The sequence below is a fragment of the Mariprofundus erugo genome (genome assembly GCF_005818865.1).
In the GTDB taxonomy this organism is placed as follows: Bacteria; Pseudomonadota; Zetaproteobacteria; order Mariprofundales; family Mariprofundaceae; genus Mariprofundus; species Mariprofundus erugo.
The window spans coordinates 59,125-71,610 of sequence record NZ_VBRY01000011.1; the positions used below are offsets into that span (position 1 = coordinate 59,125).

A 12,486-nucleotide genomic window follows, 5' to 3' on the forward strand; every position below is an offset into this window, starting at 1 on the left:
TGCCAGGTGTACGGCTGACGGTGGTCAGTATGGCTTCATCAACCATCCGGGATGGTTGATCATGACACAAAATATCAATAGGGTACTATTTATGGCGGGATGGCGCCACATCGACAATATAGTCACCGCTCAACCAGTTCCGGCCGAGCAGCAATCGATACTCCATGTGAGAGCGATCTCTGAGTGTGAACAGAACCTGTTTGCTGCGACCGCTATGGTTGACGGTCAATGCCACCTTATAGCGAAGGCTGCTTCCCTCGGCGCTATTTATTCGAACAACATCGACAATTCCTGTTTCGATTCGACGGGAGTCGCCATTCGCAGTAGCGGTCATGAAGCTGACGCGATCCTGTTTGCGATCAGGCCCGGCGATTCGTTTGATATCGGTCGCATGCAGGGAGCAGCTTGCCGCTCCGGTATCGATGCGGGCCGTGAATGCCATGCCGGCCTCTTCAATGGTGACGTGCTCAGTCGCCCCGATGATCTGCCTTGTGGTGACGCTACATGCGGATAGCAGTACCGCCAGCATCATCAAGATCAGGATACGGTGGGAGAGTGCATGGGCGCAGGCGGACGGCATGGCGCTATGCTGCATGTGCGGAGAGAAGCTGCGAAGCCATGAAGTGTGTCGCCGTAAGTGACAATATTACTTTTCGGACTTCATCCATGGCAGCTGATGACGTTTGCCGGTTTCAATGGCGATCACCCCCACGGCCGAGCGCTTCTCGATGCCTGCCGCGAACTCCGGATTCGCCCGTTTGACAGGCTCCAGAACAGCCGGTGTGACTGCCATATTGGGAGCGCCGGGATGCTGGTAGTTGGTGATGATGTACATATAGCCATTCAGGTTATCGAGTACCTGCAAACCTGCTGCCTCGGCACCCATTGGCAGCGAAAGTATTCTGCTAAGCTGGCGGGTATCGACGTTCCAGGCCCAGACGAAGTTATTGATGTGCAACTCCGAATCCTCGCCGATGATGAGCAGACGCGTGGCTGCGGAAAAGGCGAGATTATCCGGATTGGCAATGCGCTCGGGATCGGCGAGGTTACCATTGGCATCGGCTTGCCACTGTCCGTGATGGCGCAGGTCGCGACCTGTCAGTTCCGGAATCGACTGTATGCCATCAGCCAGCCATTCAGTGGGGACAGCATCACCATGCTGATCACGGCCGGATGTACCCAGAGAGATCGAGAAGATACCGCCTGATTCATGCTCAGCGATTCTGATATCGCCCTGATTGTCGCTCATGCCATAGCGATGACTGGATGCCGCCAGAAAGAGCTGTCTCTTTTCAGCATCAAGGACAATTCCCTCCAGATGCGAAAACTCTACAGAGGCGCCGAGATAGGCGGCATAGCGTCTTGACTCAAGAAAGGCGGCAGCCTGCTCCATACCCGGCTGCAGGCGAAGAAACTGGACGTTACCTTTTCTATCCTTCACGGCATGGAAACCATCGGCTGCGTGGTCACTGACTGCAAAGATATCTGTAAACCCGATGCCGGATTTGATCAGCGCCTCAATTTCGGCATCGCTGGCATGGCCGAGGCGAATCCATGAGAGCTTTGCCGTTGCTGTGGGCTGATTGTTCTGTTGCTCCCATCTGGCGGCATAAAGGGTGTTGGCAGAAAGATCGTTCGCCCGATCAGCAATGCTCATGAACAGGGCGCCATATCTGACATCATCGCCGGCATAAGCAGTGCGGCCATCGGGCATGATGGCGGTGGCCTCATGCGAGAAACGACCGAGGCTGTAGTGCTTTGCACCTTCGGTCATGCCATGCGTATCCAGCTTGAACTCGGGCAGATAACCGTAGTGGTAGGGGGCTTCCGGCCCGCTGCCGCTTTCGGGCACAAATCGTTCCATTTTAGGGCTACTGGCAACTCCCGGTGCCTTGCCGTTGTAGCCCAGTGACCAGTGGAATGCATCCGGCTCATACTCCTCACTGCCCAGATGTGTGCCCCAAGGCGAGACGCTGGCGGCACAGGGCGACCACAAGCCCTTCATCATTTTCATCGGTTGTTTACTATAGTTGGTCAGGTTCAGTGAACCGTTGTCGGCCTGTGTGAGGGTGCCGTTACCGACAAACATCGGGTGCAACAGATACTGCTTGCTGCCGGCCTCGTTGCGTGAGACATATTCGAAGTGGGTGATGAGCGCGAATTCTGCGCTGCCATCTTTGGCAACCGTTGCAAGAGGGATCAGCGTGGTGCCATCCGGATTATCCGCGATATATGGCTGCTTTGTTTCAGAGGTGGGATCTGTCAGTGGCTCTCCATCCGGACCAGGCAGCGCACCGAATAGCTGGCCGGCAAGCTTGCCTGCTGGAATGGTGTCATTGGTGTAAAAGATGGGCTTGTAGTGCAGCGGGAATTCAATGCGCTTGCCATCATGGCTGATCTGCATGCGTGAATCACTGTAGATCGAACCACGCTGATAATCATTTGCCGGAGCTTCGCTGGCGGTGATCGCAACGGTATAGCTTCTGTCTTTAGAATGATCATCATGGATCAGCTGGCAGCCACTGATCATGGTGAGAGCACCTGCTGTCAGACATATATTCCAGTTTGATTTCTGCATGAGTATCCTTTTTTTAAAAAGCGCACATCATGAGGGCTCTCATTGACAGCAATATGACACCGGCAAGCCTTATTCAGTATCCGCGAGAAGTATACGTTCACATGCTGCAAGTAAGAGCGGTACCCAGATCTTGCATGGCGGATGCCAGGGAGAAATTCGTGATCGGATCTTTGCTTCGGGGGATGGCTGCATCAGCACCTCAGCCCGTATGCCCGGTCCTCGATGTCACATTCTGATCATGTTCATCGACAGTCCGCGCCTGTCCTGATGCAGATATTCAAATGTTTGTGAGATATACATTTCGTGGTTCGATATATAATTTGCGTGAGATATGAATCAAATCGGGCTCAAACCCATCGCGATGATCGAAGCATCCAAAGGACTTCTGGCTTTGGCTGCCGGATTGGGAATTCTCGAGTTTGCAGGAAATAATCTTCAGCAGGTGGCCGGAATGGTCGTCGCGCATTTGCATCTGAACCCGGCGAGCCAGTACTCCGGCATCTTTCTGAAAGCTGCGGGCGATCTGGCCAACATCAATCTGGTACTGATTGCTGTCGGCGCACTGGTTTATTCGCTGGTCAGGTTTATCGAAGCATACGGCTTGTGGCACCGGCTGCGCTGGGTCGAGTGGTTCGCTTTGATCAGTGGGGGCATGTACATGCCGTTCGAAATTTACGAATGTATTGTCAAACCGCCCCTTATCAGCGCCTCTTTCCTCACGGTGAATTGTATGGTTGTTGCTTATCTGTACCTGATCATAAAAGGAAAGTCTGACTGAAACCATAAGGCGGCAATGCTGGACGCTTCCCGCAGTATGATCTGCTTGTGTCGGGGCCTGGCGTGGGATTGGGGTGTTTGAAATGTCGATCGCAGGAATCAATGGGGTACGTCAGGAGTGATTCCGGCTTCGATCAGGGAGCGGGCAATCTCGAATTCAAAAGCATGCTTATTGCAGGCATCTCGTACCTCTGCAGCGTTTAACGACGGGCGAATTCCACCACTCAATGCTGACATCAATTGCTTTTACTCTGCGTATCGCTTTGTCTTTGCTTACAAATCAGGCACTGACGCGTCTGATTTGATTCGCTGCATCCTGCAGCTCACCTGGCGGCGGCAAAGCCGTCCAATCCGGCTATCCTGCCGGATTGTGGCGTCCCTCCATGGCTCGCTCGGAAGCGCCGACACATCAGCGCTTCCTTAATGGAAGAGGCTACTGCCTCTCCATCTGCTTTTTGGTTTTGCTGGTCGCCTGGGCGGTAAACGGATCGTCCGGCCAGTAGTGCTTTTTATATTTGCCGCGCAGATCCTTTTTCACTTCATGATAGGTGGAGTGCCAGAAGCTGTTCAGGTCCTTTGTGATCTGCATGGGGCGACGCGCAGGCGATAACAGGTGCAGCATCAGTTTGCACTGGCCATTAAGGATCGCCGGCGTGTCCTGCAGGCCGAACAGCTCCTGCAGCCTGACCGCGAGAATCGGTTGCGTTGGATCGCTGTAATCGATGGCGACCTCTGAACCGCTCGGCACGCTGATCTTTTCCGGCGTCAGCTGATGGATCAGCTGTTGCTGCTCCCAGCTGAACTGACTGATCAGCAGCATATGCATATCCAGTTTCTGGCACGCTTTCAGGCTGTTCTCATGACTCAGATGTGGCTGCAACCATACTTCCAGCGTACGGCTGAGATGGGCATCGGAAAAGTCGGGCAGGGGGGGCAGCTGTTTATTCAGGATCGCGTTGTGTTCGCTGTGATAGCGGATGCACTCAACCCGTTGCTTTAGCGAGATCGCACGCTCCGACCAGTTCAGGCACGCCAGTCCCTTATTTCTTATCGCCTGCATCAGGCATGCTTGTATCGCCTCCCTGTTTTTGGAGTGATGGATCATCGATTCCTGCAACACGATGGTGCCGATGCGTTTGCTCTCTTTCACCTCAACACGTTCGGCACTCTCATTCCATTCAATACGTTCGGTTTGCACGATCAGGTCAGCGAAACAGTCCTGCAATTGATCTGAAGTGATATCCGCAGCCATATAAATGGTGGCTTCTCCGCTGCGCTCATCAAGGTTGGCGACCACAATATACTCATGCAGATGGTGCTGCTGCAGGCGGGGCGGAATCAGTGCTCCCTTACCGTTACTGAGCAGGTAGCGGGCATCATTGCCGGGGCGCTTGCGGGCGATTCTGTCGGGATAGGCAAAGGCGAGTAGTACACCGCTATAGTGTGGATCGGGGCGCTCTTTTTTCATGCTGCCGCCACTGATGTTTTGATTGCTGCATGCGTGCAGACGCGCAAAGAAATCATCTGCGGTTTGCAGAATGCGCTGGCACTGTTGATGGTCGATGCCCCGCTGATGTGACGATTGGCCATGCACAAGCAACTGGAGTCGATCGTGAATGTCAGCACTCTTTACGCTACCGGCAAGAAACGGATCTTTCTCGGTGAGCAGGCTGGCAATCAGGCAGGCGTGCCATGGCTGCCCCGTATCAATGGCGGCAAGCATCATATGCGCGAGCCGCGGATGCGTACCCAGCCTCAGTATATCGCGCCCGTGCGCTGTGATTTTTCCGCTCTGATCAAGTGCGCGAAGCCCTTGTAACAGCTCTGTTGCCTGTTCGCAGGCGCTGCGTGGCGGCTTGTCCAGCCACTGCAGCTCTTCGGGATCGGCGCCCCCCCAATGGGCCAGCTCCAGCATAAACGAGGTGAGGTCGCTATGCAGGATTTCCGGCATGGCGTGTTTCATTAAATGTTGTTGAGCGGTCCATAAGCGAAAGCAGGTGCCGGCGGCAAGCCGGCCGGCGCGGCCTCTGCGTTGTTCGGCGGAATCCTGCGAGATTGCCTGCGTTTTCAGCCGGTTCATACCGGAAGCCGGACTATAGTCGAGGATCCGCTCCAGTCCCGAATCGATCACGCAGTTAATGCCCTCAATGGTCAGGCTGGTCTCGGCAATATTGGTTGCCAGCACGATTTTGCGCATGCCTTTGTCGCGCAGCGGAGCGATGGCCAGATCCTGTTGCTGTTTACTCAGGCTGCCGTGCAGCGGCGCGACGATGATGTTGTCGAGCGAACAGCTCTTCAGATACTCCCTGATCAATGAGGCTAGCCGGTTGATCTCGCCCACACCGGGCAGGAAAATCAGGGTGCTTCCGTCATGCTCGTGGATCACGGTTTTGACAAAACCCATCATGCCGCCCATCAGCGCCTGTTGTTGCTCGAAATGGCTACCGCCACGCGGGGGCGCCTGTTCGAGATAGTGTACTGCAACCGGAAAGCTGCGTCCCTCGGACTGGATGATCGGGGCATCACCCAGCAGGCGGGCGATGGCACCGGTATTGAGTGTCGCCGACATCACCAGAAGTTTCAGATCCTCGCGCAGGATCTGCTGGCTTTGCAGACTTAAGGCCAGTGACAGATCGGCATGCAGACTGCGCTCGTGAAACTCATCGAACATCACCAGTGCCGTATGCTGAAGCTCGGGATCGGCCTGCAATTTTCGCGTCAGGATTCCTTCGGTGACCACCAGTATGCGGGTTTTCGCGCTCGTGCAGTTCTCCTGACGAATCTGGTAACCTACTGTTTCACCGACCTTTTCACCTAACAGATATGCCATCCGTGCTGCCGCATTGCGCGCGGCCAGACGGCGCGGCTCAAGCAGAATGATCTGCTTATCTTCAAGCCATGGTTGCCCCAGCAGAGCCAGAGGCACGGCGGTTGTCTTTCCTGCTCCGGGGGGCGCCTGCAGTACCAGACGGTTATGGCTGGTTAAACGCTGCTGAATCTCTGCCAGAACAGCGTGAATAGGCAGGTCGGGAGGAAGTGAGGGCAGGTGATCGGACAGATTGGCGGACATGCGTCGCATGATAGCGAATGGGGAGATCCTGCGCCGCAGCACAGTGATGGTTCCGGCACAGAGTGGCCATGAGGCGTTGGTGCAATGCTCTCTTGCCGGTATTGGCAGCCCTATTGCTAACAATCACCGGGCGGGCTCTGTTCGCTAAAATCCAGGCACAGGCAGGGGAGAGGATCGATGCGGAATACACCATGGACGATTGAGTGGTCGGATGAGCTTAGCATGCATAACCAGGAGATTGATGCGGAACACAAACACTTCATTCAGATGGTGAATGAGTTCAACCATGAGGTCACCAGCAAGCAGCACGACAAGAATGAGATTGTGCGCATCATGGGATTTATTCTGGAAGATGCAGCCGTTCACTTTGCCAACGAAGAGCTGCTGTTTGTCGAAAATCATTTTCCTCTGGCCATGGAGCATGCTGAAATTCATGAGCAGCTGCTCAATAAACTGGAAGGTGTGCTCAAAGAACTCAAGGCGAGCAATTACAGTCAGGAGTGGGTTGATCTGGGGGGGGAGATCAAGAATGCGTTGATCGATCATATTCTGAATCACGACACTCAATACATCGATTACCTGCGAACCGAATAGTTCCTGCGACAAACACCGTTTCCACAAAATTCGGGACACCCTCCGGCAAAGAAAACACAGGGTCAGACACGCTCGGGTTTGACCTGTGCACCTGCGGCTCATCCGGTCATGGCGAAGCTTGCAAACGGCAACCATGCCGAGTGATGGTGATCTCCATGGCTCGATGAACGTGCTCAGCAGATCAGCTTGTCCTGAGTCAGAGCGACAAATCAGCCATGCCCGCGCTCATGATCGAACTAACACCCCTGTCATACAGATGACCCGTGTCATATGTAGCTGTCAAAGCTGTTACCGGTATGCCATTTGAATCTGTTGCCGGAACCACCGGAGGCGGTAAAAAACTATCCGTGAGCCCATTGTGACCATCCCGTTCCCCGGGTTACAGATCAGAGGTGGTTAACAATCTGGTATCAATGTTGCTGTTAAACGGTTGCAATCAGAATCAGCGGAGTGACCATGGATTTCAAAATAAGAAATATTGCCCCCTGGCTGGTATTGCTCACCGGTACGCTGATGTCCATCGCGATGTTTCTGGGTATCCAGCGCAGCTATCAGGGCAAGCTTGAAGCTGAACTCAATTTTATCGCCCGAAGTCATACGGCTGCGATTCAGGCTGAATTTGATCACCGCATGCGCATTGGCGAGCTTCTCTCTTCGCTACAGGAAAATTTTCCCGATGAAGAAAATAAAAAAATAGCTACGACTACGTCGGAAGTCTGGCGACAAATTGACAGCGACACAGCGCCATTGTTGCTCGGCATGGCAAGCAAGGTCAGTCGTGCTGATAAAGCGGCATTTGCAATCAGCCATGGATACCCGATCATCGAAGGGGGGGAGAATAAGGAGCTTTCCGTAAACCGCGATGCCTATTTCCCGGTCATTGATATTGCCATCAACCACTATTTTTCTGCACTCAAGGGACTCGACATCGGCTCTCTGGTTTCGCCTGCATTGATACGACAGGCCGGCAGCACGCAGGCCACGATGGTGTCTGACTTTGTAACCCTGCCTCTGCCGGCATTGCACAATCCGGAAGGGTTTATTGCCATCCATCCGATCTATGACAAACACCTGCACATGGCTGCCCATGCCAATCAGCATGATCATTACGATCACACCACAGGCTTCACGTTCTCACTGCTGCCCCCGGGCACGATCATGGAAAGCGGTATTGCAAAAACGCCGGTTGGTGGGGTGGATATTGCTCTGTTAAGTCACGAGACCATGGCGGATGGAAAAAAGAGGCTGCTTAATTTTCACTCATCCCGCTCGCATAAGGTTGCCATCAGTTATGAAGATGCCATGCGGCCGGATAATGGCCAGTTACGGCTGACCAATACCATTCAACTGGGCAATCGACAGTGGCAGTTGCATTATGTCACTGCACCCGGGTTCTGGGAGAAATACAGCAGCAACACGCGCTGGATCGTGTTTGCTCTGGGCATGATGTTGACGCTGCTGTTGTTCCAGCTCATGCGTAACCTGAGTAATCAGCGAGCACGATTGGAGAAGACCGTCCGGGAACGGACCGATGACCTGAACGAAGCCCGTCATGCCGCAGAACGTGCCAACAAGGCCAAGTCCGAATTTCTTGCCAATATGAGTCATGAAATACGTACACCGATGAATGCAATTATCGGTCTCTCCGAACTGGTGCTGCAATCCGGACTCAATGCCAAACAGCATAACTATATCGACAAGGTCCACCGTTCAGCCGAGAACCTGCTCGGCATCATCAATGACATCCTCGATTTCTCCAAGATCGAAGCCGACAAGCTGGAGATGGAGCAGGTCTATTTCGAGCTGGATGATGTGATGGACAGCCTCGCCAACCTTGCCGGTTTCAAAGCAGAAGAGAAGGGCGTCGAGCTGATGTTTGATGTGAAACATGGCTTGCATACGGCGCTTTATGGTGACCCGCTTCGTTTGACCCAGGTGCTCACCAACCTTTGTAATAACGCAGTCAAATTCACCCATGCAGGGGGCGATATCCTGGTCTCTGTCGAGGCACAACATGAGAGCGAGGATGAGATCAGGTTGCTCTTTGCGGTGCGTGACAGCGGTATCGGTATGTCCGGGGAGGATCAGGCCAAGTTATTCAAATCATTCAGTCAGGTGGATTCCTCAACAACCAGAAAATTCGGTGGTACCGGCCTCGGGCTGGCCATTTCGAAAAAGCTGACCGAGCTGATGCAGGGCGAAATCTGGGTGGAAAGCGATCCGGGCGTAGGCAGCACATTCTATTTCACGGCGGTATTTGGAAAATACCTGTATGCCGATGCATCCCGGGCCGAAGCGGTCAGGCAACTGCCGGTGCGCTATGCGCTGGTCGTTGATGATAACCCGACCTCGAGGGAGATACTCACAGATATGCTGACCAACCTCGATATCAGGGTGGATCAGGCAAGCTCCGGCCATGAGGCCATGCACATGCTTGAGAAAGAAAACAATGAGGTGATTTATGACATTATACTGATGGACTGGAAGATGCCTGATATGGATGGCATTGAGGCGACCCGTCATATTCAGCACGATCTGCATCTGACGCAGATACCGATGGTGATCATGCTTACCGCTTATGGTCGTGATGAGGCGAGGGAGCAGGCGGAAGGAGTCGATTTCTCCGATTTTCTGACCAAGCCGATCACCACGACGGCATTGAGAGATTCACTGCTGCGTATCAGTCAGGGCAGCCAAAAAGCGAAGCGATGCAGGATTCTGGACAGATACGAAAAGTCCCAGGCTGCAATCAAACAGCTTCATGGTGCCCGTGTTCTGCTGGTGGAGGATGACGAAATCAATCAGGAGCTGGCACTGGATCTGCTCGGTAGCAACGGCTTGCGGGTCACGCTGGCGAGTAATGGCGCAGAAGCACTGAAGCTGCTGGATCGGGAGAGTTTTGATGGTGTGCTGATGGATTGCCAGATGCCGGTGATGGATGGCTACACCGCAACCCGCGAAATTCGCAAGCAGCCCCGTTTTGAGAAGCTGCCCGTGATCGCCATGACCGCCAATGCCATGGTTTCGGATAAGGAGAGGGCGGCCAGTGCCGGCATGAATGACCACATTTCAAAGCCCATCAACGTCAACGAGATGTTCAATATCATGGCCAACTGGATTACCCCGGCCACAGGCGCTGTTGTAAGCGCAATGCCTGCATCGACCGAGGCCATGGTTACCGTTCCCGAGATTGCTGGAGTCAACAGAGATAAAGCGCTATCCCAGCTCAATCACAATAAACAGCTGTATTACAAGCTGCTGATAAAATTCAGGGATGCATATCAGGATTTTGAAGCACTCTACCGTGAGGCTCAGGCAGATAGCGATCCGAAAGCAGCAGGTCGCTGTGCGCACTCGTTGAAAGGGTTGGCCGGTACTATCGGCGCTGAAGCACTGGAGAGTGCCGCCAGAAACCTTGAGCGGGCCGATCAGAACAACCGTGCGGAGATTGAGACATGGCTGACCAGGGTAAACAATGAACTTGAGCGGCTTCTCCCTGCATTGAACAGACTGTAAGAGGATGAAGCGCTTCCCTGTTTATATATATGCATGCAGGCGAGATACGTCCGGATCGAATATTACGAAGCCCTGTATCAACCGATGAGCGCTACTTCATGGACTTGGTCCGCATGCAGAAGCGGGAGCCCAGCAATGGCAGGGAATATCCGACTGCATAGATCAGGTCGCCATGAGCCGGCATGGAACATCAGCTGAACGACGCGTCCAAAAGGAACTGGCATCATTATTGCGAACACCACATTTGCCGCTCATGCGCGATAAACCAAATAAAAGGCCCGCCGAATGGGCGAGCCTTTTGCATGCTGGTAGCGGATCTCTCAGAACAGCGAGAGTGGTCCTTTCCTCGATGTGTGATGAGGGAACGGGCTGAGTGGAATATCCTGCTCCGGAGTCTCCTGCATCAGTTTGGAGAAGTCCGTTTGCTCTCTTCTGGACTCATCTCGTAAGAACTTGCTCATGATGCGCAGCAGTTTGATATCGGTGATCATTTTGTGGCCATTGGCTTTTTCAAGTACAACCTGAGTGCCGCCCACATAGCGGATATGAGTATGATCTGCCTGTTCCTGGCTGCGGGTCTCCCTCACGGCACTTAAATATTCAGCGATTGCGAGTTTCACCTGCTTCATTCTGGTCCGGGTACGGCTGATGTACTCTTTCCTCCTTTCCTTTTTTGCAGCATTCAAATACTCAGCGATTGTGGATGTAATCTGCTTCATCTTTGCCTCCTGTCGTTGGGTATTTTCACTCTACGCGGTCCGGGGGAAGCAAAGATGTGATCCGGATCATCAAGCCAAACAAACGTATCAATGCGCTGCATCCACGTGGCCATGCATGGCCTGACAACTTCAGGCGCTGTCTGTGGTCGTTGCTGCGAGAAAAATCAGTCGCGCATTGTTCCTGTCGTACTGAATCACAACAGGGATGCAGAGATTGAGAAAGAATTCAGCCATAGACATATAAATGAGAAGCAGGGCAGGGATACCAACACATGGATCGCTCGTCGTGAGGAGATCCGCTGATACCGGTTTAGTGCGGTGCTATTGCACCCTCCGGCAGCGGTTGATGCTGGCCTGGCCCATCGGCAAATGCCTGTGCGTAGGAGATAAACTGGTTTTTACCACCACGCTTGGCGACATACATCGCATCATCGGCCTGCTTGATCAGCGTTTCGATATCGTTTCCGTCATCCGGAAAGATGGCAATACCGATGCTGGCGCCAACCTGACAGCTGATCTCCCCGTCGATGATGGGCTGATTCAGGGTATCGATCATTTTTCGGGCTACGATTTCTCCGGCAGCCGGGCTGGATATTTCGTTGAGCAGGACAAGGAATTCATCGCCACCCACGCGACCCACCGTATCAGCACCACGCACATGTGTGGTCAGGCGCTCAGCCACAGCCTTCAGCACCGCATCACCGGTATCGTGGCCAAAGCTGTCATTCACCTCCTTGAATCCATCCAGGTCGATAAACAGGACAGCCAGCTTCTGCTGGTGACGGCTGGCCAGCGTGATGGATTTGGACAGTCGTTCAAAGAAGAGGGTACGGTTTGGTAAACTGGTCACGGCATCAAAGTGGGCCAGCTGACGGATGTGTTTTTCATCCTCGAGCAGCTCCTGAATCGTCAACTCACCGGTATGAACCACAAAATAGACAAACAGGGCTCCGAAAAAAAAGATCATGCCGGTCAGCAGAATCAGGATGTCGGTGATGCCGACAACCACCATGGCCATGACCCCCAGATAGCCGACCAGAAAAAAGATCATGGCGAACTTGAGAATGCGCCAGTAGCGAGCAATCGAACCATCCTTGATCATGGCCAGTATGTGCATGGTTTTCATCGAGGAGAATATCAGTACAAGTGCACCGAGCCCGATCAGCGACAGCAGGGGCAGATTATCCATGGTCATACGCCTATATCCCCCTTTTTCTGTCTGACGTTCGCAG

General features: G+C 53.5%; 8 protein-coding genes. 3 read left to right on the top strand and 5 right to left on the bottom strand.

What is annotated here, in order from left to right:
- Positions 1-85: 85 nt before the first annotated feature.
- Positions 86-580 (bottom strand): ATP-dependent zinc protease family protein, encoded by a 495-nt coding sequence (locus FEF65_RS11270; RefSeq protein ID WP_161595236.1) that lies wholly within the window; start codon positions 578-580, stop codon positions 86-88.
- Between the two features lie 66 nt (positions 581-646).
- Entirely contained in the window at positions 647-2,530 is a 1,884-nt protein-coding gene (locus tag FEF65_RS11275; protein ID WP_161595237.1) for a PhoX family protein, read from the bottom strand.
- A 379-nt stretch (positions 2,531-2,909) separates the two neighbouring features.
- Here FEF65_RS11275 and FEF65_RS11280 point away from each other — a divergent pair, with 379 nt between their 5' ends.
- Positions 2,910-3,356, top strand: a complete 447-nt coding sequence (locus FEF65_RS11280) for a DUF2127 domain-containing protein (RefSeq protein WP_138239923.1) — start codon at positions 2,910-2,912, stop codon at positions 3,354-3,356.
- 432 nt (positions 3,357-3,788) lie between these two features.
- Here FEF65_RS11280 and hrpB read toward each other — a convergent pair whose 3' ends face one another.
- The gene (gene hrpB, locus FEF65_RS11285; RefSeq protein ID WP_138239924.1) at positions 3,789-6,425 is read right to left on the bottom strand and encodes an ATP-dependent helicase HrpB; all 2,637 of its coding nucleotides are present in this window, start codon (positions 6,423-6,425) and stop codon (positions 3,789-3,791) included.
- 177 nt (positions 6,426-6,602) lie between these two features.
- Here hrpB and FEF65_RS11290 point away from each other — a divergent pair, with 177 nt between their 5' ends.
- Together FEF65_RS11290 and FEF65_RS11295 are read left to right on the top strand one after the other, a co-directional pair.
- Positions 6,603-7,019, top strand: a complete 417-nt coding sequence (locus FEF65_RS11290) for a bacteriohemerythrin (RefSeq protein WP_138239925.1) — start codon at positions 6,603-6,605, stop codon at positions 7,017-7,019.
- A 456-nt stretch (positions 7,020-7,475) separates the two neighbouring features.
- Positions 7,476-10,535, top strand: a complete 3,060-nt coding sequence (locus FEF65_RS11295) for a response regulator (RefSeq protein WP_138239926.1) — start codon at positions 7,476-7,478, stop codon at positions 10,533-10,535.
- A gap of 320 nt (positions 10,536-10,855) precedes the next feature.
- Here FEF65_RS11295 and FEF65_RS11300 read toward each other — a convergent pair whose 3' ends face one another.
- A complete protein-coding gene (locus FEF65_RS11300) occupies positions 10,856-11,254 on the bottom strand; it encodes a hypothetical protein (RefSeq protein WP_161595238.1) in 399 nt (132 codons plus the stop codon).
- A gap of 310 nt (positions 11,255-11,564) precedes the next feature.
- Complete coding sequence (locus FEF65_RS11305) at positions 11,565-12,443, bottom strand: GGDEF domain-containing protein (RefSeq protein ID WP_161595239.1); 879 nt, start codon at positions 12,441-12,443, stop codon at positions 11,565-11,567.
- Between the last annotated feature and the right edge of the window lie 43 nt (positions 12,444-12,486).